This is a genomic window from Metabacillus sp. GQ13 (assembly GCF_059758525.1).
In genome coordinates this window covers 111,939-131,944 of record NZ_JCAXET010000005.1, presented here as the reverse complement: position 1 = coordinate 131,944, position 20,006 = coordinate 111,939, and the positions used below count along the sequence as shown (strand labels likewise).

Genomic DNA, 20,006 nt, shown 5'->3' with positions numbered 1-20,006 from the left:
ACCTACTTAGAACAAGAATTATCAAATTAGCGTAGTAATGTAAATGCGGACAATTATCTGATATGAATGGGTATACACGACCCGTATAAGTTTATAACTTCTAGTATTGTACCACCATATTTCATTTGTAAGCTTAGCCTTGGTAAGAGGGAATAACTATGAGGAGCCTCTAGTTTCTTGTATTATTTCAAACAATAGAAAAAGTGCACCGTTTTCTCCAAACGCTCTCATCAGTTTAATATTGGATCTTCTTACTTGTCTCTACATTATTTCACTTATCCGTCGTAATGAGCGCCTCTGCAAACATGTTTTTTAGTTCCTGTGATCGTTCTGTAGCTCGTTTTACACAAGAGATTAGCGCATCCTCAAATCCTTTGTCCTGAAGGATTTGAATACCCGCTTCGGTTGTTCCGTTAGGACTTGTCACTTCTTTTCTTAGTTGTGATGGATGTTTATCAGAGCTCGCTATCATTTCAGATGCCCCTAGTAAAGTTTGAACAATTAGTTCTCTTGCTACAATTGAATCGAGACCAACCTCAACAGCAGCCTTTTCCATAGCCTCTACTAAAAAATAAACATATGCGGGCCCACTACCAGATAGACCTGTAACCGCATCGAGCTGATTCTCTTCAACTTGCTTGCAAATTCCAATTGCTTCAAACAAAGATTGGCATTTCTTAATTTGTGCCATTGTGACGTTATGACTTGCTGCGATTGCTGTAGCTGATCTAGCAATCGTAGCTGATGTATTAGGCATAGCTCGAATAATGGCAGCTTGTTTACCGAGAATACTAGTAATTGTTTTAATTGAAATCCCTGCTAAAACTGAAACTATTAGTTGATCTGAAATAGAAGATTGAATACCATCGATCCCGGCCTTTACATCCTTAGGTTTCATTGCTAAAACGATTATCGATGATTTCTGCGCTAACTCTTCTTTATTATGTGTTGTTTCAATACCGTACCTTTTTGTAAGCTCCAGTAATCGTTTTGAGTTAGAGCGATTGGCAACGATTATTTGTTCTGATTTGAAAACTCCACCATTTAAAAGTCCTGCAATCAATGCTTCTGCCATTGATCCAGCGCCAATAAATCCAATTTTATCCAAATGGAACTCCTCCTTTGTTTACAATATAAAAAGCCATTCCATCCTTATAAAAGGATGGAATGGCTCCACTGTACCAACTTAGTTGGATTGGGATTTTCCCATACTGTCCTTATCGCTGAAATACGGTTAGGTTTTCCTAACAGTTCATAGGGTAGGTTTAATAAAAAATGGTGCCATGAAGCATCTCACTATGCGGCCCATCTCTTTACTGCTTCTTATTTAGTATACTTGTCATAGTCCCTGAATTCGTCATAGAAAATGATACGTTTTTAGTCAAGGCTTTTTCGCAAAGATTGTTGTTTTCCGTAAAAAGTACTAATGTTACACGTTTTAAGTAATCTTCGTGCTCTTTTCGCTAAATTACTCTGATATCCCTCCATAGATTGCTTCAATTTACATAATAAAAATCCAAAAGCCGATTTTTATTAGTACTAGAGCAACAAACTTTTAGAAGAGGGCCTTAGCCAAAGAGATTATCGTGCCAATTGCCTGAATTTTTATTTATTATGCAGTGGTGGACAGTTTCTTGTCAAGTTATTTTATGAAGGACAAACTTCAGATTTCCTCCTTTATTCCATATTATGTTACAGCAATGCCTTATATAAGATACTTGACTATTCTAAGGAAATCGGTCAAATTAAAGGTGATACTTACATGTAACATGACTAGTCAAATACTGCTAAAACGTTTGAGGTGATTTAAGTGAATCCGCGTATAAAAGGATGCAATATAGTAATAACTGGTGCATCAAGTGGTTTAGGGGAGAAAATCGCAGTTGAGTGTGCAATGCAAGGAGCTACCCTTATTCTGCTCGCAAGGAGAGAAGAAATGCTTGTTCAGCTAGCTAAACGATTAAAACAAGACTATGATGTGTCTTGTCATTATTATGTGCTGGACGTTCAGAATATTGAGTTAACTCAGCGGATATTTTCGCAGATTGAGCAGGAAGTTGGTCAAATCGACATTCTTGTCAATAACGCTGGGTTCGGCATCTTTAATGATGTCATTGACGCTACACTTGATGAAATGAAAAATATGTTTGAGGTAAATGTCTATGGGTTAATAGCAACAACAAAAATGGTGCTACCAACTATGATGAAAAGAAACAAGGGACATATTATTAATATCGCATCCCAGGCTGGGAAAATTGCAACGCCAAAGTCTAGTCTCTATGCAGCTTCTAAGCATGCTGTGATTGGTTTTACAAACAGTCTACGAATGGAAGTCAAGCCAAGTAAGATATATGTGACTTCTGTTAATCCAGGTCCAATTAAAACTAATTTTTTTGAGATTGCCGACAAACAAGGTGACTATGTAAAAAGTGTTGAACGCTGGATGCTTGACCCAAATAAGGTAGCCCGGATTATTGTTAACTCTATGCTAACTTCAAGACGTGAAATTAATCTACCGGGTTGGATGAATGCAGGAAGTACCCTTTACCAAGTTATGCCAAGGCTCTTTGAACGGATAGCAGGGAAGGCTCTTTTTAAGAAATAATTGTGGGCTCCTAGTTATAGGCTCAGTGTTTACGTCGAGCCTCTTGCCTGCTTTTTAACAACCTGTGTTTGAGATTGTCTAATGAATGTTCTACTCCTGATTTGTAAAATAGGCATATACTACATCTTCAATAACTTCGTACCACTCTGTATCTTCATCTTTTTCAGCTACTATTTTTTCAATGATAAACTTGTAATCATCTTCAGAAAGTGGATTTTCAATAAGACTTCTGCCGTACTGTAAAAAGTTATTTCTAAGCATCTTCAAAATGAATTTTTCCTCCATATAACACCTCTCTATGTTAGTATACCTGTTTTTTAGGTCACTTTTGAAGATTGCGTAATTAAAAAGTTGTTGCTCCCTATAGATACTTTATTAGTTACTATTTTACAAAGTAATTGAAACGAGCATCAAGACGGCTAATACAATCGTAGGTATGGTGAAAACTTCCATTGAATTCGAACGTATATTCTCTTATTATAAGAATATAATAATAGCGAACGTACATTCTGTTTTTGGGAGGAACCAGCTATGATTGAAAACTATGATCAATTGCCAAAGCGAAAAATTCTTTGTATCGATATGAAAAGCTTTTATGCAAGTTGTGCGGCTGTTTTACTTGGCTTGGACCCACTGACCTGCTATTTAGTTGTTGTTGGTGATACAAACCGTCAAGGAAGTATCGTACTAGCAACTTCTCCGCTTATGAAACAGGAATTCGGCATAAAAACTGGAGCGAGGCTTTTTGAGGTTCCAAATGATCCACGGATCAACATTGTCAATCCAAAGATGGGGGCATATATTCGGATGTCTACGGAAATAACAAAATTATTTCACCGCTATGTACCAAAAGAAGCGATTCATACTTACAGTGTTGACGAAAGTTTTATAGAGGTCGATGGCGTTGAGGATATCTGGGGAGATGCGTGGACAATTGCCGATAAAATCCGTGATGACATGGAGCGTGAGTTTGCTCTTCCTAGTGCAGTTGGTATTGGACCTAATCTACTTTTGGCAAAAGTATGCTTAGATATTGATGCAAAGAAAACTGGTGTTGCAGAATGGACATATGACGACGTAAAGGAAAAACTTTGGAAGCTTGAACCATTAAATCAAATGTGGGGGATTGGCTCCAAAGTGCAAAAAACATTAAATCGAATGGGGATTTTCAACGTTGGACAGCTTGCACACTATCCACTTGAACTACTCGAGAAAAAGTTTGGTGTCATGGGCAATCAACTTTATTACCATGCATGGGGAGCTGACTTATCAGAAATTGGTGCACCAATTATGCAGGGGCAGGTTAGCTTTGGAAAAAGTCAAATTTTACTTCGCGATTATTCAGATTCAGAAGAAGTAAAGCATGTTATGTTAGAAATCAGTGAGGAAGTTGCCAGTAGAGCACGCCAACACAAAAAGGTTGGAAGAACGATTAGTCTGGGAGTAGGATATAGCCGTGATGAATTTGGAGGAGGGTTCCACCGTTCCAAAACGATTGATCAGCCTACAAACATTACAATGGACATTTATGACACATGCTTGCAGTTATTTGAAACGTTTTATACAAATAAAACAGTGCGACAACTATCGATTACGTTGTCAAATATTGAAGACGATTGTGAAATGCAATTGGACTTGTTTCAACCAAATCGATCTAAACAACGAACACTAGGCTATGTAATGGATTCAATTCGCTATAAATATGGATCAGACGCGATTTTACGCGCCGTGTCATACACGCCGGCAGGAACAGCGAAACATCGTGCTAAGCTTGTGGGCGGTCATAAGGCATAACGTAAACTCAGAATTTGAGGAAGTACTGAAACGGATCAATAGGGGCACCTGCATCAGCGTTATCCCATTCCTTAAAAGCCTATTTTAAAATGGAAAAGCTTTCGATCATGCACCTAAAGAATACGGTATTAGAACTTTATTTATTTTTTAGGAGGAACGTAGCGTGGAAGTAGGTAAGCAACGGAGTATAACGTATGTAGCTTTAGGAGAGGGTATCATGAAATTGCGCAGACCCTGATTCAGTTAGGATACCCAAGGGATTTTCATTAGATATACTTAATGCTTTTAGGATGGTGGGTAAGACATGATACGAGATAGAGGCAATATAAAATGGACATCGATGATGTTACCTGAGCATGTGAAACTACTAAGAGACTGGTCAGAGACGGATACCTATCAAGAAAAACCTGAGCTTGATGAGCAACAGCTTGAACAGTTTAACGAGGCGATTTGTATGGCAATGGAAGAACATACGGAACTCATTTTTACGTATTATAAAGACCACTTTCATCACACATGCTCTGGTTACATCCATTTTGTTGATCCGATTAAGCATGTACTTCGTATAGTTAATGAGCAAAGTGGCCAACATTTTCAGCTACCACTTCAAGCAATTGTTGATGTGAAACAAAAGTAACAAATTAGAAGATGGACCAATAGGTGCTATCTTATTGATCTGTTTCTTTGATTGGGACTTTCAGAAGCACTTAGAGATGAGAACATGATATACCTATGTTAAAATGGTGTTAAAGCAAATAAGAGGGAGAATAATATGCATTTAACATTTACAAATGAGGCAATTGAGCAATTAACACCCAAACTTGAAGAAAATAAACAAAGGATCTTAAAACTAAAATATGATACAGAAGGCTGCGGATGTGTAATGAGTGGTGTCACAGCACTCTGGTTAGTCGAAAAGCACGAAGAGGATGATATCAAGCTTGAAACAAATCATGTGCCCATTTATGTTGAGAAAACCAAAATGGTGTTTTTGGATGAGCAACTCACCATTTCCCATAATAAAACAGCAAATTGCTTTATGCTAAAAAGTCCTTCACAAATTTTAAATCCGCGCATGAGCTTACTTGTAAAGTGAGGAAAATCAGGTGAAAAATCGATTGAATTCAATAAAAAATGTCGCATTAAATAAAACGTGGGTGTCCTTTTTAAATAATAATCATCCATATAGTCTTCTTCATTGGTCAATCGGGGGGCCACATGATGATACAAAGGATGTATGGTTGCTACAGGATGAAATGACATTTGAGGCACAGGAATTTCAGACAATTGATGAGGCAATCAAATGGATGGAAGAAAATATGGAACAAATTTCAGATGTGTTAAATTAGAAAAAGAGCAAGCACCAGCTGTGTAGTGTGCTTGCTCTTTTTTTGTGATGGAATACTTGAGTTTTATAGGGATAGTCATTGAAATTACTACTCGGACCAATTCGATTGTACAAGCAAGTTAGATTATCCAAATGGAATGGCAAGTAGCCTAATTTTCTGTTGTGGTTTGTAAACCAATTTCAGCAAAAAACTCGTCAATAACGAGGGAGTATTTCTCACGATTTTCTGAATAAGACATCGCATGGGATCCTTTTTCAGCAATATATAACATTTTTGATCCTTGCTTTTTTTCATAGAGCTGCCGTGACATTTCGGCAGGGATATAATCATCAGTTTGACTATGAATAAATAATACAGGCTTCTTAATATTAACAATTGCATTGAGTGGTGAAACACCTTTAATAGCATAACGATCGCGTAACTGAACAAAAGGCTTAGCAATTGGCATGACAAGCAAACTAGGTAACTTAAATTCTGCTTTAAGCCGGTACAACAGCTGTGCCTCAAGCTCTGAAAAGGGGCAATCAGCTATATAATAATCTGCTCCATCTTCCACCATCCCAGCATAAAGCAATGTCGTCACCGCACCCATCGACTCACCATGTATCCCTAAAGTGATCGATTCTCCTACTTCCTTCTTTAGCCAATCAACAACGGATTGTAGATCGAATTTTTCATAATGGCCATAACTCGTCGTTTTTCCGCCACTTTCACCATGTCTACGATGATCATAAATTAATACGTTCCAACCTTTTTGTAAAAATAAGTTCATATACTTAACGGAATTAAGTCGATTTACCGTAACACCGTGACAAATGATCATATACCGATCTGTCGCAAATGGCTCGATAAGCGTACCTTTTATCGAATAACCAAACTGAGAAGGAATTGAAAAATGTCTTTTCTCAAGTAAGTCAAAATCGCTTTGGTTATAAAGTCCAAGCTTTGTTTCTCGATCAATAATCTCTTCATCCGTTTTTTTCTTTATGTACATCATTTTATTAGTAAAGAAAAAACCAATAATAAAGATATAAGAAAGGAAAATCAGAAATCCAATCAATGTTTTTTTCATATGCAATCTCCTTTAAGTTGTGTTGATTGTTGAAATAATAGTAAGCGTATCCCTTACATGAATCAATTTTTTCAAAAATACAGTTGAATACCTTAATTTTCAATCTTATTTTACACGAATGTTAAGGTACTTCCAATATTTGAAACTAAAAATGCAAGTATCTTTTGGCATCTTCAATTAACGATCATGATTCACTCTCTGAGAAGAATTTCCTAATGTGAATTCCTTTTCAAATTAAAAAAACTTTCTTATACTTTAAACTAAGTTCTTTTTAAAAAGTTTATTGTCGAATAGTAACTAATCAAACTATGCTTTGTACGAAAAATAATAATCTTAGTTGAAAACAGCAAATAATCCTGGTGCACGTAGGAGGAGATTAAATTGAAGAAATTAAACAAGAAAAAGAATGATCAATCAGTAATCGTTTCCGATCATTTAAATAGTGATTTAGTAGAGCAATTAAAGGCAGTAAAAAAAGGGTTAGCTAAGGAGCAAGAGGATAGAGAAGCTGCTAGTGAGCGACAAAAAATAGCAGAAAGAAAGCAACGTGAAAAGAATAAGAGTTTTGGGGAACTTTTAGGTGAAAGTTCTTTATCGTGGAAGGATTTTAAATAAAGGCTGTAATCGAAGTGTTAATGGTTAAAAAACGGGATCAAAAAGAGATCCCGTTTTTTACCGGTGTTGTTGATAGATTTCCTGTTTTGAAAGTTTCTGAAGCAACTCGTATGTACTAGTAGATATTCGCTCGGCTTTTGATGCTGTAGTATTTTCAGTTAATTGGGATATCTTGCTTGCTCCAGGAATAACTGCACCGACAACATCTTGATAAAGACAATATTGCAAAGCAAGCTCAGTCATTGTGTGTGAGGGATCAATATTCTCAAGCTTAGGTAATAATGTTGCAAGCTCTTCCTTTGTATATGAAAGATAGCCTTTATCTAGCGATTTGGAGGATATAGGTTTTTTTGTTAATAGGCCCTTTGCGAGTGGTCCACGAGCAATAATGCTTACATTTTTATCGTTTAACAAAGAAAACCACTCCTCAGGACGTCGATCCAAAAGGCTGTATTGCATCATAATTGAGATAATGTTAGATTTCTCGAGATATTCCTTAATCACATTAGGTCGTATAGAAGAAATACCGTAATGGCGGATAATACCTTCTTGTTTTAAATCTTCAAATGCCTCAATTGTTTCATCAATGTTGTCTTCAATGGTTCCACCGTGAAGTTGATAAAGGTCGATATAATCTGTTTGAAGACGAAGAAGACTCTGTTTTACCGCCTCTTTTATGTGCTGTTTTGAAGGATCCCAATCCCAGCTTGTTTTGTCATCCTTCCAACGATTTCCTACTTTTGTAGCTAAAATGATATCTTGGCGGCGTTGTTTAATTGCTTTTCCAACTAGTTCTTCATTTAATCCGAAGTCATATAAATCTGCTGTGTCTAAGTAATTTATACCTTGGTCTATTGCTGCATCTATAAGTGAGAGTGCCTGCTTTTCGTCTGCACCAAGTGACATACAGCCAAGTCCTACCTCGCTAACATACAAATCGGATTGTCCCAGTTGCCTTTTTTTCATCTTTTTCACTCCTTATTTTAATAGATTATCCTATGGATTGAGACTAGTATAATGAATGTCAAAAAGCAACTGAAAGCACTTTAGGAAATGCAAAAAAGCATCGATAATAATGATGCCTTTTGAGTAAAGTTGTTCGGGTTATTACACTCTCTACCATTACCACGGGAATGTACAAATAACGAATTCGATAATGTTAATTGTTTTTGGAATAAGGTGGAGCGGGCATTTTTTCATCTTTAATCCATTCATGAACAGTTGGATAGATTCGACTATATTCTTTTAGTTTTGTCCGAATTTCCCATGCTTTACCAACAAGGACAATTCCTTTTTCGAGCCGGTAGATTTTCACTCTGAGGAACCAATCCCTTCCAAAATGTTATGGTAGAATGTATGAGACAAGGTAAGCAAATAGAACAAATCAGGAGTTGAGAGAATGGATCATTTAAAAGAAACGACACTTTCTTCAAAGGAAATTTTTAAGGGAAGAGTCATTGATTTATATGTAGAGGAAGTTAAATTACCAAATGGAAAAACGAGTACCCGTGAAATTGTAAAACATCCAGGAGCTGTTGCGATAATTGCCATCACTCCAGAAAATAAGATTGTAATGGTTGAGCAATTCCGTAAGCCACTTGGTCGAACAATTGTAGAAATTCCTGCTGGAAAGCTTGAAAAAGGTGAGAAACCAGAGGGTACCGCTAAAAGAGAATTAGAGGAAGAAACTGGTTATACATGTTCGAACCTACAATTATTAATCTCTTTTTATACGTCACCGGGTTTTGCTGATGAACTCGTTCATTTGTTTATTGCAGAGGATTTAGAAAAACTAAAAGTAGCTGCAGAATTAGATGAGGATGAATTTTTAGATGTGATCGAGGTTACATTAGAAGAAGCACAAGAAATGATTCGAAATAAGCAGATATATGATGCAAAAACCGCATTTGCCGTTCAATATTTGCAATTAAAACAAACACTTAGCAAGTAATAACTATTTTAAGAATAATGTTTATTTTTCGTTAGAGTGTGTAAAGAACAGTAGCAGGAGGTGGATTTTTCATCATGAATAGTTATTTTGCGGATTTACATATTCATATTGGCCAAACATCTTCTGGTAAGCCCGTGAAAATAACGGCTTCAAGAATGCTGACTCTAGAAAATATATTAGTTGAGGCAAGTGAGCACAAGGGGATTGATATTGTTGGCGTCATCGATTGTCACGTGCCTGAAGTCATCTTAACACTTAGGAAGCTTATAGAAAACGGTGATTGTCTTGAATTGGAGGATGGTGGTATTCGGTTTAAAAACACAACGTTAATACTAGGAAGTGAATTGGAAATTTATGATGAGAATTGCAAAGGACCGATCCATGTGTTGGCGTTTATGCCTACCCTTGAAAAGATGCAGGAATTTTCTAATTGGTTATCTTCAAGGTTAACGAATATAACACTTAGTTCTCAACGAATATATGAGGAAGGAAAAGCACTCCAACAAATAGTTAAAAAACTAGATGGGTTGTTTATTCCAGCGCATATTTTCACCCCACATAAAAGCATGTATGGAAGTGGCGTTACGCTTTCGTTAGAAGAGGTATTCGATCCGGCATTGATTGATGCAGTAGAACTAGGGTTAAGTTCAGATACAAGTATGGCAGACCAAATTGCAGAACTCCATAACTACACATTTCTTACGAATTCAGATGCTCACTCACTACCTAAAATTGGCAGAGAGTATTTAAAGCTAGTATTACAAACCCCAAGCTTTTTAGAGTTAAAAAAGGCACTTTCTAATGAGGATGGTAGAAGGGTTGAAGCAAATTATGGATTGAATCCATATCTAGGAAAGTATTATGAAACAACTTGTGAAAAATGTGGGTTAAAACCCGAAGAAAACCAAGTTGAATGTGTAAATTGCGGAAGTACGCGTTTTGTCAAAGGAGTTTCAAAGCGACTTATTGAACTGGCAAACGGAGTAGAAAATAAACATACTCGACCCCCATATATCCACCAAGTACCACTTCAATTTATTCCCGGTATCGGACCGAAAACATTAGAAAAATTAAAAGACATCTTTGGGACAGAAATGAACATTTTGCATGAAGTGCCAAAGGATGAACTTGAAAAGGTAGTTACCGGAAAAATAGCAGGATACATAGCCGCAGCGAGAGAAGGGCGTCTTCAAGTTACCTCTGGTGGTGGTGGAACGTATGGGAAGGTTACTGGAATTTAGTAAAAGAGTAAGTGACTCAGAAAAGAGCCAAAAAAGAAAACATAGTATTCGTTTTCTCTTTTGGAGATCCTTTGAGAGTCCCCGCCTATCTTTTCTCAACTTTAGAACTTGAAGGGGCCACTAATTAAAGTGGTTATTTACAAAGGAACTTAGATTTTTTAGTTTAGATGTTTGCTTCTTTTCATCATAGCGGGAGCGGGTTGTCTATAACTTTTGCGAATACATAAGTATCTCTAAGCGATTTACCATCTGCTGACATGTCATCTTGAAGAAACGTGCCTTCTAATGTGAATCCCAGCTTTTCAGGAATTTTCCTGCTTTTATCGTTTTTCGTATCACATCTAATTTCAATTCGTCTTGCATCGAGTTCTGCTACGGCAAAATGAATTAAACCTTCGACAGTCTCTGTAATATAGCCCTTGCCACTGTATTTTGTATCGACCCAATAACCAATTTCAAATCGACGAACATCCCAGTTTATTCGGTGCAGACCTGTGCTACCAATAAAGTGTCCATCGAACTGATCATAAATATGAAACCGTAAATCTTCTCTTAGAATAAACTTGGCAATAGCTTCTCTAATATTTATTTCTGTTTCTTCAGCAGTTGGGATTTGTTGTGCAAAGGGCATCCAAGGTCTAAGTTCGTTAATAGACGCACGAATTGCCGAATTGACCACCTGTCCATCACCAACCATTGGAGCTCGTAGGAGAAGACGTTTCGTTTTAAACTCAGAAGGGAAATCTAGTAATAGTGGATTCACTCTTCATCACATCCTCAATATTTTTTAGTAGTATATAATAGAAAACTAGAAAAGAAAACCGTTTTTTAAGTCATAGATTAGTGTTCCTCTCATATACTCTAGTAAGTGAAAGACGGGAGGAACTAATCATGCGAAGACAACTGCCAATCAGTGCAATGATGAAGCAGCATCTTAAGGAGCATTCATCCATATATCTGTTTGTATTTGTGCTATTTTTAATGGGTGTAATATTTGGGGCAATTATTGTAAACAGTATGAACTTAAGCCAAAAAGAAGACTTATATTACTATTTAAATCGATTTTTTGGACAAGTTTCTGAAGGGGAAATAGCAAGTTCAGCAGACATGTTCCAACAAAGCTTTTTTCATAATTTAAAATACTTAGGCTTGATGTGGATACTAGGTATTTCTATTATTGGTCTTCCAGTCATATTGGTTATGCTTTTCATTAAAGGGATGGTTGTTGGCTTCACAGTGGGCTTTTTAGTAAACCAATTAGGTCTAAAGGGTTTTTTACTTTCATTTGTCACAGTGCTGCCGCAAAATATTTTGCTTATACCAGCTTTTATTATCATGTGTTCAGTTGCGATTGCCTTTACATTAAAGATTATTAAACAGTTGTTTGTTAAGAAAACTAGTAATATAGAGGCGCCTTTTTCTTTGTTTATGAGATATGCAACAGTTTTTCTATTTATCGGAGTTCTTGCTGTTGTGGCATCTGGATTTGAGGCATATGCATCACCCTTTTTAATGAAGAATATAGTGGAATTCGTCAGTAAGTAATAATAAATATTATGTAATACTCATTCTCTTTATTAGATTGTAATGACTTTAATTGGACACTCTCCTTCCATTTGATATATAATAGTTTTGGGTACGCGGCGAGGGAGGAAGAGAAGCTATGGAAAACCGCATTGATCGGATCAAAAAACAGCTACATTCTGCTAGTTATAAATTAACACCGCAGCGTGAAGCAACAGTTCGGGTATTACTAGAAAATGAAGAAGACCATTTAAGTGCTGAAGATGTATACCTTCTCGTAAAAGAAAAAGCACCTGAAATAGGATTAGCAACAGTTTATCGAACTTTAGAATTATTAACAGAATTAAAAGTTGTCGATAAAATAAACTTCGGTGACGGTGTTTCCAGATATGATCTTCGAAAGGAAGGCGCTGCTCATTTCCACCATCATCTTGTATGTATGGAATGTGGATCAGTTGCTGAAATTGAAGAGGATCTACTTGAAGATGTTGAAGAAATCGTTGAACGTAATTGGAAATTTAAAATCAAAGATCACCGCCTTACATTTCATGGGATTTGTTTGAAATGTCAGGAAAGTGAAGAAAACATACAAGAACCCAATAATGAAAGTTGATGGAGTCTAACATACATAGTTAGGCTTTTTATTTTTTTATTTTGAAGGCTGAAAAATAAATAGAAAAAATCGGAATCCTTTTTTATTTTATGTATAAAGTTTGTCCTTTTTGGCATATCTTTTATTAATGACGGTTTATTAAGGTTCTTGTTAAAATTAGTAGCCCAAGGACCTGTGCCAACCTTTAGTATGATCATTCAAATTTAGAAAAATACATATGAATTTTTTGGAGGTAACATTATGGTCCGTTGGTTCAAAACAGTAGGAGATATGCTGAAAGTCTTTATTTTATTTACTGGATTTACGGTTTTATTCTATTATGCTATCATTTGGGTTAACTTGGAGTACCAAGAACTACATCGATATGATCAACCTGAGGGTGCTGCATTAAAGGTAACCAACATGATGAATAATGAAGAAGAAAGCTGGTTTAACAGATTGATTTTCTTTTTAGACAATGGGGAGTAGACGACTTTGAAGGATCAAATAAAAGATTTTATTCATTATTTAATAGTAGAACGTGGTTTATCAAACAACACCATCGTTTCATATGAAAGAGATTTGAAAAGTTACCATAAACATTTAACAGAGATGCAACAACTAGATACCTTTAATAAGGTAACTCGTCTTCATATCATACAGTTTTTAAAGTCCCTAAAGGAAGCTGGAAAGTCTAGTAAAACAATAGCAAGACATACGGCTTCAATTCGCTCATTTCACCAATTTTTATTAAGAGAGAAACAAGCTGATCAAGATCCATCCGTACTTATTGAGTCTCCTCAATTGGAAAGAAGCTTGCCTAAGGTCATGTCCTTACAAGAAGTAGAAAAACTTCTTGATTCACCGAAATTAACAACACCATTTGGCTACCGTGACAAGGCGATGCTCGAGCTATTATATGCAACAGGAATACGAGTAAGTGAAATGATTAACTTGAACTTAACAGATGTTCATTTAACAATGGGATTTATTCGTTGTTATGGAAAAGGGAATAAAGAACGAATAGTCCCAATTGGAAGAACAGCAACAGATGTTATTTTGAGTTATATTGAAAAAGGAAGACCAAAATTAATAAATTCAAAACAACCAACTGAAGCATTGTTCGTAAACCATCACGGAAAGCGCATATCAAGGCAGGGATTTTGGAAAAATTTAAAGAAAATAGCCTTCGAGGCAAATGTAAACAAAGAACTCACACCACATACATTAAGACATTCATTTGCGACTCACTTACTTGAAAATGGCGCGGATTTAAGAGCTGTGCAGGAGATGCTTGGACATGCAGATATTTCAACAACGCAAATTTACACACATGTAACAAAAGCTAGATTAAAAGATGTATATAATCAATTTCATCCTCGTGCTTAACGGAAGCATCACACATTTTGTGGAGATGCTTTTTTATAAGGTTCACTTCTTTAATAAACACGTGATTTAGTTCATCTCAAAGAAAGTTATGATGAAAAGTTAGTTTTTAGGCTAAATAGATTTGTTTAGAGGGTATAAACAATGAGAAGAGGCTATTAGGAATAAAAGAATATAAATATCTTATGCTTTGTTATGAAGAAAGTCGTATCTATCATTTATGGTTGTCATTGGCAATATTAGGGGTTTATAATGAAGAAGTATAGTTGTCAGACTTCCGACAAGTGTGAATAGACCCCTAGTCCGGTACTTTTGGGAATGGAAACGAATGATATTAGGTACAGTAAGAAGAGGACAGTACATAAAAGGAGGAATTGTATGTCAGAGTATACATATAAACGCATTTTCTTAGTTGTAATGGATTCGGTTGGTATCGGTGAAGCGCCGGATGCTGATGAATTTAATGATCTTGGTTCTGACACAATAGGTCATATAGCTGATTATATGGGTGGTCTCAACATGCCAAATATGGCGAAGTTGGGCTTAAGCAATATCAGAGAAATTAAGGGAATACCTATCCAAGATCAGCCAATGGCTTACTATACAAAAATGCAAGAGTCATCAAACGGAAAAGATACAATGACGGGCCATTGGGAGATAATGGGTTTGAATATTGAGAATCCATTTAGAGTTTTTCCGGAGGGTTTCCCACCAGAACTAATCAATGAATTAGAGGAAAGAACTGGCCGAAAAATTATTGGTAATAAACCAGCATCGGGAACAGAAATTTTAGTTGAACTTGGCGAGGAACATATGGAAACAGGGGCATTAATTGTCTATACCTCGGCCGATTCCGTCCTGCAAATTGCTGCACATGAAGAGCTGGTCCCCTTAGATGAGTTATATAAAATTTGTGAAATTGCTAGAGAATTGACGTTGGATGAAAAATACATGGTAGGTCGTATTATTGCACGCCCTTTCTTAGGAGAGCCGGGGAATTTTGCGAGAACCGCGAATCGACATGACTATGCACTCAAGCCATTTGACCGCACTGTCATGAATGAGCTTAAAGACAGTGGGTATGATGTTATATCGATCGGGAAAATATCCGATATTTTTGACGGTGAAGGTATTACTAAATCACTAAGAACGAAATCCAATATGGATGGTATGGATAAATTAAATGACACGATTGATATGAATTTTACCGGAATTAGCTTTTTAAACCTAGTAGATTTTGATGCCTTATTTGGTCATCGCCGTGATCCAGCTGGCTATGGAAAGGCACTTGAAGAATATGACAATAGGCTAGCAGAAGTAATCGAGAAGTTAACAGATCAAGATCTTTTGCTCATAACAGCAGATCATGGTAATGACCCTATTCACCCTGGAACAGATCATACTCGTGAATATGTACCATTGCTTGTTTATAATCCAAAATTTAGTGTTGGGAAGGAACTACCAATTAGAGAGACGTTTGCAGATGTAGGCGCAACCATTGCCGAGAATTTTAAGGTGGAAATGCCGTCATATGGCAACAGTTTCTTATCTGATTTGAAATAGGAGGGTACATAATGAATTATCAAAATATTAAAGAAGCAGCAAGTTATGTAAAATCAAAATTTGAAGATATACCGAAAATAGGGCTAATTCTTGGTTCAGGCTTGGGTGTATTAGCGGATGAAATCGAAAACCCAGTGAAAATACCATACAATGAGATTCCGAATTTTCCAGTATCAACAGTGGAAGGACATGCAGGACAGCTTGTTTTTGGAACATTAAAAGGTGCAAAGGTAGTCGCAATGCAGGGACGCTTTCATTTTTATGAGGGATATAGCCTTGACAAAGTAACAGCGCCTGTCCGAGTAATGAAGGAATTAGGTGTAGAAACATTAATCGTTACTAATGCAGCAGGTGGGATAAATGAGTCTTTTGAAGCGGGAGATTTAATGTTAATTACCGATCATATAAATAATATGGGAACAAATCCGCTTATCGGCGCAAATGATTCAAATATAGGAGTCCGATTTCCTGATATGTCCCAAAGCTATGATGAAAACCTAAGAAATATGGCAAAGAAAACGGCAAATGATCTTAATATAAAGTTGCAAGAAGGTGTTTACGTAGGAAACACAGGGCCATCCTATGAAACCCCTGCTGAAGTTCGTGCCCTTCGCATAATAGGTGGAGACGCAGTTGGAATGTCAACAGTTCCGGAAGTAATAATAGCGAGACATGCAGGTTTAAGTGTACTAGGGATTTCCTGTATCTCAAATATGGCAGCTGGAATTTTAAATCAGCCTTTATCACATGACGAAGTAATTGAAACAACAGAAATCGTTCGGGTCAACTTCCTAAATCTAGTAAAAGGCATTGTTGAGAAAATTCATACTTCAAACTAAAAACAAAGGTGAGATTATTGATGAGAATGGTTGATTTAATAGAGAAAAAAAGAGATGGTCTGGAACTTACAAAAAAAGAAATTCAGTTTATTATTGAGGGTTTTACTACCGGAGATATTCCCGATTACCAGATGAGTGCTTTTATAATGGCTGTTTACTTTCAAGGTATGACAGATAATGAGCGTGCAGAGCTTACACTAGCTATGGTTCATTCAGGAGATACAATTGACTTAAGTGAAATTAAAGGAATAAAAGTTGATAAACATAGTACAGGTGGTGTTGGAGATACGACAACACTTGTATTAGGGCCACTAGTAGCTGCAGTTGGAGTTCCTGTTGCAAAAATGTCCGGCCGTGGTTTAGGTCACACAGGGGGAACAATTGACAAACTCGAATCTGTTCCAGGCTTTCATGTTGAAATCGAAAATAAACAGTTTATTGAGTTAGTGAATAAAAACAAAATTGCAGTCATTGGACAAAGTGGAAATCTTACGCCAGCAGATAAAAGTCTCTATGCATTAAGAGATGTAACCGCAACGGTTAACAGTATCCCACTTATTGCAAGCTCGATCATGAGTAAAAAAATTGCAGCAGGCGCTGATGCAATCGTCCTTGACGTAAAAACAGGTGCAGGAGCATTTATGAAGAGTTTAGATGACTCCAAAGCACTTGCAAAGGCTATGGTTGACATAGGTAATTTGGTTGGTCGTAGTACGATGGCTGTTATTTCTGATATGAGTCAGCCATTAGGTTACGCAATCGGGAACGCGTTAGAGGTTAAAGAGGCAATTGATACCTTAAGTGGAAAGGGTCCCAAAGATTTAGAAGAACTTTGCTTAACTTTAGGTAGCTACATGGTTCTATTAGCTAAAAAATCCGACTCTCTAGAAGAAGCTAGAACGATGCTTGTTGAAGTTATAAATAACGGAAAAGCATTGGAGACACTAAAGACATTTCTCGAAGCACAAGGTGGAGATGGTTCAGTTGTCGATCAACCTGATACTTTACCAGCAGCAAAATACATCATTGAGTTAGAGGCAAAAGAAGATGGCTACATCTCAGAGATCATTGCCGATACAGTAGGTACAGCTGCCATGCTATTAGGAGCAGGTCGTGCAACAAAGGATTCTAAAATCGACCTAGCAGTTGGACTTGTATTAAACAAAAAAATCGGAGATAGAGTAAAAAAAGGTGAATCACTTGTTACAATCCATAGTAATCAAGAAAATGTAGACGAAGTGAAAAATAAGTTATATAACAGTATAACCACTACAGAAAAAGAAGTTAAAGCACCGAAGTTAATTTACGCTACGATCGAATAGTTGTATATAAGTAAGGACCACAGCCAAAGTGCTGTGGTTTTTTACATTTAGATGTAGTAATAGACGCAACCTCAAGGGGAAAAGATGCAACAAAGTAAAAAAACAATCTAATAAGTAAATAAATAGACTACACAAAATGAAATTTTCAGATACTTTCCAGATTGATATACTAATTCTAACTTCCGATTATATGATTATTTTTGAAGTGAAGAATATCACAGGTACTCTTATTTTGGACCAGACATACAATCAGCTTATAAGGGTATTAAACGGAGAAGAGGAAGGATTTCCAGATCCAATAAAACAGGTAAAGCATCAAGAATTTCAATTGAAGAGATGGTTAAAGGCTCAAAATTTCCCTGATATACCTGTTGAATCGTTTGTTATAATAACAAATCCAAATACAATTATTAAAGTAACAGGTGGAAACCCAAACCAAAAAACTAAACTAAATGTCTTTAAAAGTACAAATATACTACCAGAAATAGAAAAATTAAATCATACCGATCAAATCGATAATAAAGCGTTTAAGAAAGACATAAATAAACTATCTAAACGGTTAGTTACGTTACATACAGCATATCATTCTGACATTCTGGACGAATTTACAATTTCTAGGAGTGATCTAGTCATTAGAGTATTATGTAAAAGATGCACCAATATATCCATGGAAAGAAGTAGAGGGAAATGGGAATGTCCTGCTTGTCAATTTATATCAAAACAAGCTCATCTTAGTGCACTAAAAGATTACTATCTATTAATAGATCATTCTATAACAAATAAGCAATTCAGAATCCTTACACATCTTACCTCAAGAACCACCTCTTATAAGCTTCTTTCTGCATGTAACTTCAGAGTATCCGGTAGTACTTGTGATAAGCGCTATCATCTTTCCCTTAACCGATTAAAAAACTTTCCTGAAAGCCTAGTATATTTTCCCTCCAAATGGAAAAAATGTGATGTATAAAGAATGGAGGGCTTATGAAATGAAACGGATACTTTCTTGCTTAACGCTTATAGCAATACTCATTTCTGTCACACCTGTTGCATTTGCTAAAGAGTCTACTACTGTCGAACTTGCAGATAAAGCGAAATCAGCTGTTTTGATCGAACGAGATACGGGGACGATTTTGTACGATAAAAATAGTGAAGAAAAGTTGCCTCCAGCAAGTATGACTAAAATCATGACAATGCTATTGATAATGGAAGCTCTTGAAAAAAACCAAATCAAAATCGATGAAATGGTTCGTACTAGTGAATATGCGGCTTCTATGGGTGGTTCACAAATTTTCTTAGAGCCTGGTGAAGAGATGACTGTGGAGCAAATGCTAAAAGGGATCGCGATTGGCTCAGGGAATGATGCCTCAGTTGCAATGGCTGAAAAAATTGCAGGATCTAATGAAGAGTTTGTCAGTATGATGAATAAAAAAGTAAAAGAATTAGGTTTGAAGAATACACATTTTAAAAACCCGACTGGCTTACCGGAATCGGATCACTATAGCTCAGCACATGATATGGCTATAATGGCGAAAGAGTTATTGAAATATGAGGAAATTACAAATTTCACAGGAAAATACGAAGATTATTTACGAGAAGATACGGACAAAAAGTTTTGGCTTGTTAATACAAATCGACTTGTAAAGTTTTATCCAGGAGTAGATGGAGTAAAAACTGGTTTTACAAATGAAGCAAAATACTGCTTAACAGCTACAGCTAAGAAAGGTGATATGAGGGTAATAGCAGTTGTTTTTGGAGCAGATACACCAAAAGAACGTAATTCTCAAGTGACAAAGATGCTAGACTACGCATTTAGTCAATATCAAACACATCCTCTATTTGAGAAGGACCATGTATTAACACAGTTAAAAATAAATAAAGGTAATGAAACAGAAGCGAATTTAATAACTTCTGAATCTATTTCCGTTCTTACTAAAAAGGGTGAGAGTGTTGACGATGTTACACAAGAAATTGTGATGAAGAAAGATGTTCAAGCACCTATTAAAATGGGGGATGAGTTAGGATCTCTCAGACTTATGAAAGATAATAAGATAATTTCTGAAAGTAAATTAATAGCAGAGAAGGATATTGTGGAAGCCAGTTGGTGGAAGCTTTTTCAGAGAGTAACAGGTCAATTTACAAAATCTAGCTAATGT

At 36.3% G+C, this 20,006-nt stretch carries 23 protein-coding genes; 17 read left to right on the top strand and 6 right to left on the bottom strand.

Annotated features, from left to right (window positions below; genetic code table 11):
* Window positions 1–271: 271 nt before the first annotated feature.
* Entirely contained in the window at window positions 272–1,108 is an 837-nt protein-coding gene (gene proC, locus AC6CHR_RS07695) for a pyrroline-5-carboxylate reductase (protein WP_498248000.1), read from the bottom strand.
* Window positions 1,109–1,810: 702 nt separating this feature from the next.
* Between proC and AC6CHR_RS07690 the strand changes: the two genes are divergently transcribed.
* Complete coding sequence (locus tag AC6CHR_RS07690) at window positions 1,811–2,605, top strand: SDR family NAD(P)-dependent oxidoreductase (protein WP_498247999.1); 795 nt, start codon at window positions 1,811–1,813, stop codon at window positions 2,603–2,605.
* A 90-nt stretch (window positions 2,606–2,695) separates the two neighbouring features.
* Here AC6CHR_RS07690 and AC6CHR_RS07685 read toward each other — a convergent pair whose 3' ends face one another.
* Entirely contained in the window at window positions 2,696–2,890 is a 195-nt protein-coding gene (locus AC6CHR_RS07685) for a YqzH family protein (protein ID WP_498247998.1), read from the bottom strand.
* A 246-nt stretch (window positions 2,891–3,136) separates the two neighbouring features.
* Between AC6CHR_RS07685 and AC6CHR_RS07680 the strand changes: the two genes are divergently transcribed.
* From AC6CHR_RS07680 to AC6CHR_RS07665, 4 genes are all read left to right on the top strand, one after another.
* On the top strand, window positions 3,137–4,399 hold the full coding sequence (locus AC6CHR_RS07680) for a Y-family DNA polymerase (RefSeq protein WP_498247997.1): 1,263 nt from the start codon (window positions 3,137–3,139) through the stop codon (window positions 4,397–4,399).
* 304 nt (window positions 4,400–4,703) lie between these two features.
* Window positions 4,704–5,036 carry a YolD-like family protein gene (locus tag AC6CHR_RS07675; protein ID WP_498247996.1) on the top strand — a complete coding sequence of 111 codons (333 nt, stop codon included), beginning with the start codon at window positions 4,704–4,706 and terminating at the stop codon, window positions 5,034–5,036.
* Window positions 5,037–5,171: 135 nt separating this feature from the next.
* A complete protein-coding gene (locus AC6CHR_RS07670; RefSeq protein WP_498247995.1) occupies window positions 5,172–5,495 on the top strand; it encodes an iron-sulfur cluster biosynthesis family protein in 324 nt (107 codons plus the stop codon).
* A gap of 10 nt (window positions 5,496–5,505) precedes the next feature.
* The gene (locus AC6CHR_RS07665; protein WP_498247994.1) at window positions 5,506–5,748 is read left to right on the top strand and encodes a DUF2552 family protein; all 243 of its coding nucleotides are present in this window, start codon (window positions 5,506–5,508) and stop codon (window positions 5,746–5,748) included.
* 148 nt (window positions 5,749–5,896) lie between these two features.
* Here the strand turns inward: AC6CHR_RS07665 and AC6CHR_RS07660 are convergent, their stop codons facing one another.
* Window positions 5,897–6,820 (bottom strand): alpha/beta hydrolase, encoded by a 924-nt coding sequence (locus AC6CHR_RS07660; protein WP_498247993.1) that lies wholly within the window; start codon window positions 6,818–6,820, stop codon window positions 5,897–5,899.
* A 381-nt stretch (window positions 6,821–7,201) separates the two neighbouring features.
* Between AC6CHR_RS07660 and AC6CHR_RS07655 the strand changes: the two genes are divergently transcribed.
* Complete coding sequence (locus tag AC6CHR_RS07655) at window positions 7,202–7,435, top strand: YqkE family protein (RefSeq protein WP_498247992.1); 234 nt, start codon at window positions 7,202–7,204, stop codon at window positions 7,433–7,435.
* Window positions 7,436–7,492: 57 nt separating this feature from the next.
* Here AC6CHR_RS07655 and AC6CHR_RS07650 read toward each other — a convergent pair whose 3' ends face one another.
* Window positions 7,493–8,401, bottom strand: coding sequence for an aldo/keto reductase (locus AC6CHR_RS07650; RefSeq protein WP_498247991.1), 909 nt, complete (start codon window positions 8,399–8,401; stop codon window positions 7,493–7,495).
* A 193-nt stretch (window positions 8,402–8,594) separates the two neighbouring features.
* Window positions 8,595–8,750 carry a Z-ring formation inhibitor MciZ gene (gene mciZ / locus AC6CHR_RS07645; RefSeq protein WP_498247989.1) on the bottom strand — a complete coding sequence of 52 codons (156 nt, stop codon included), beginning with the start codon at window positions 8,748–8,750 and terminating at the stop codon, window positions 8,595–8,597.
* An 84-nt stretch (window positions 8,751–8,834) separates the two neighbouring features.
* Here mciZ and AC6CHR_RS07640 point away from each other — a divergent pair, with 84 nt between their 5' ends.
* Complete coding sequence (locus AC6CHR_RS07640) at window positions 8,835–9,386, top strand: NUDIX hydrolase (RefSeq protein ID WP_498247988.1); 552 nt, start codon at window positions 8,835–8,837, stop codon at window positions 9,384–9,386.
* 74 nt (window positions 9,387–9,460) lie between these two features.
* Window positions 9,461–10,627 (top strand): TIGR00375 family protein, encoded by a 1,167-nt coding sequence (locus AC6CHR_RS07635; RefSeq protein ID WP_498247987.1) that lies wholly within the window; start codon window positions 9,461–9,463, stop codon window positions 10,625–10,627.
* A gap of 184 nt (window positions 10,628–10,811) precedes the next feature.
* Here AC6CHR_RS07635 and AC6CHR_RS07630 read toward each other — a convergent pair whose 3' ends face one another.
* Window positions 10,812–11,390, bottom strand: coding sequence for a GNAT family N-acetyltransferase (locus tag AC6CHR_RS07630; protein WP_498247986.1), 579 nt, complete (start codon window positions 11,388–11,390; stop codon window positions 10,812–10,814).
* 128 nt (window positions 11,391–11,518) lie between these two features.
* On the opposite strand from AC6CHR_RS07630, the gene spoIIM reads away from it, so the two are divergent.
* The 9 genes from spoIIM to AC6CHR_RS07585 all read left to right on the top strand — a co-directional run bounded on the left by spoIIM (window position 11,519) and on the right by AC6CHR_RS07585 (window position 20,003).
* Entirely contained in the window at window positions 11,519–12,172 is a 654-nt protein-coding gene (spoIIM, locus tag AC6CHR_RS07625; RefSeq protein WP_498247985.1) for a stage II sporulation protein M, read from the top strand.
* 118 nt (window positions 12,173–12,290) lie between these two features.
* Window positions 12,291–12,764: a ferric iron uptake transcriptional regulator gene (gene fur, locus AC6CHR_RS07620; protein ID WP_498247984.1), complete on the top strand. Its 474-nt coding sequence runs from the start codon at window positions 12,291–12,293 to the stop codon at window positions 12,762–12,764.
* 240 nt (window positions 12,765–13,004) lie between these two features.
* Window positions 13,005–13,232, top strand: a complete 228-nt coding sequence (locus tag AC6CHR_RS07615) for a YqzK family protein (RefSeq protein WP_498247983.1) — start codon at window positions 13,005–13,007, stop codon at window positions 13,230–13,232.
* 6 nt (window positions 13,233–13,238) lie between these two features.
* Window positions 13,239–14,132, top strand: coding sequence for a site-specific tyrosine recombinase XerD (gene xerD, locus AC6CHR_RS07610; RefSeq protein WP_498247982.1), 894 nt, complete (start codon window positions 13,239–13,241; stop codon window positions 14,130–14,132).
* Between the two features lie 375 nt (window positions 14,133–14,507).
* Window positions 14,508–15,692, top strand: coding sequence for a phosphopentomutase (deoB, locus tag AC6CHR_RS07605; protein WP_498247981.1), 1,185 nt, complete (start codon window positions 14,508–14,510; stop codon window positions 15,690–15,692).
* Window positions 15,693–15,703: 11 nt separating this feature from the next.
* Window positions 15,704–16,531 carry a purine-nucleoside phosphorylase gene (locus AC6CHR_RS07600; protein WP_498247980.1) on the top strand — a complete coding sequence of 276 codons (828 nt, stop codon included), beginning with the start codon at window positions 15,704–15,706 and terminating at the stop codon, window positions 16,529–16,531.
* A gap of 20 nt (window positions 16,532–16,551) precedes the next feature.
* On the top strand, window positions 16,552–17,853 hold the full coding sequence (locus AC6CHR_RS07595; protein WP_498247979.1) for a pyrimidine-nucleoside phosphorylase: 1,302 nt from the start codon (window positions 16,552–16,554) through the stop codon (window positions 17,851–17,853).
* A gap of 136 nt (window positions 17,854–17,989) precedes the next feature.
* The gene (locus AC6CHR_RS07590) at window positions 17,990–18,820 is read left to right on the top strand and encodes a nuclease-related domain-containing protein (protein WP_498247978.1); all 831 of its coding nucleotides are present in this window, start codon (window positions 17,990–17,992) and stop codon (window positions 18,818–18,820) included.
* 19 nt (window positions 18,821–18,839) lie between these two features.
* Window positions 18,840–20,003 carry a D-alanyl-D-alanine carboxypeptidase family protein gene (locus AC6CHR_RS07585; protein ID WP_498247976.1) on the top strand — a complete coding sequence of 388 codons (1,164 nt, stop codon included), beginning with the start codon at window positions 18,840–18,842 and terminating at the stop codon, window positions 20,001–20,003.
* Window positions 20,004–20,006: the final 3 nt, after the last annotated feature.

What these genes read in the sequence shown, in the direction of transcription:
- AC6CHR_RS07615 (WP_498247983.1), top strand. Translation starts at nt 13,005, where the DNA reads ATGGTCCGTTGGTTCAAAACAGTAGGAGATATGCTGAAAGTCTTTATT.
- spoIIM (WP_498247985.1), top strand. Translation starts at nt 11,519, where the DNA reads ATGCGAAGACAACTGCCAATCAGTGCAATGATGAAGCAGCATCTTAAG.
- deoB (WP_498247981.1), top strand. Translation starts at nt 14,508, where the DNA reads ATGTCAGAGTATACATATAAACGCATTTTCTTAGTTGTAATGGATTCG.
- AC6CHR_RS07590 (WP_498247978.1), top strand. Translation starts at nt 17,990, where the DNA reads ATGAAATTTTCAGATACTTTCCAGATTGATATACTAATTCTAACTTCC.
- AC6CHR_RS07680 (WP_498247997.1), top strand. Translation starts at nt 3,137, where the DNA reads ATGATTGAAAACTATGATCAATTGCCAAAGCGAAAAATTCTTTGTATC.
- AC6CHR_RS07685 (WP_498247998.1), bottom strand. Translation starts at nt 2,890, where the DNA reads ATGGAGGAAAAATTCATTTTGAAGATGCTTAGAAATAACTTTTTACAG.
- AC6CHR_RS07670 (WP_498247995.1), top strand. Translation starts at nt 5,172, where the DNA reads ATGCATTTAACATTTACAAATGAGGCAATTGAGCAATTAACACCCAAA.
- AC6CHR_RS07600 (WP_498247980.1), top strand. Translation starts at nt 15,704, where the DNA reads ATGAATTATCAAAATATTAAAGAAGCAGCAAGTTATGTAAAATCAAAA.
- AC6CHR_RS07660 (WP_498247993.1), bottom strand. Translation starts at nt 6,820, where the DNA reads ATGAAAAAAACATTGATTGGATTTCTGATTTTCCTTTCTTATATCTTT.
- AC6CHR_RS07635 (WP_498247987.1), top strand. Translation starts at nt 9,461, where the DNA reads ATGAATAGTTATTTTGCGGATTTACATATTCATATTGGCCAAACATCT.
- AC6CHR_RS07640 (WP_498247988.1), top strand. Translation starts at nt 8,835, where the DNA reads ATGGATCATTTAAAAGAAACGACACTTTCTTCAAAGGAAATTTTTAAG.
- AC6CHR_RS07595 (WP_498247979.1), top strand. Translation starts at nt 16,552, where the DNA reads ATGAGAATGGTTGATTTAATAGAGAAAAAAAGAGATGGTCTGGAACTT.
- AC6CHR_RS07675 (WP_498247996.1), top strand. Translation starts at nt 4,704, where the DNA reads ATGATACGAGATAGAGGCAATATAAAATGGACATCGATGATGTTACCT.
- fur (WP_498247984.1), top strand. Translation starts at nt 12,291, where the DNA reads ATGGAAAACCGCATTGATCGGATCAAAAAACAGCTACATTCTGCTAGT.
- AC6CHR_RS07650 (WP_498247991.1), bottom strand. Translation starts at nt 8,401, where the DNA reads ATGAAAAAAAGGCAACTGGGACAATCCGATTTGTATGTTAGCGAGGTA.
- AC6CHR_RS07585 (WP_498247976.1), top strand. Translation starts at nt 18,840, where the DNA reads ATGAAACGGATACTTTCTTGCTTAACGCTTATAGCAATACTCATTTCT.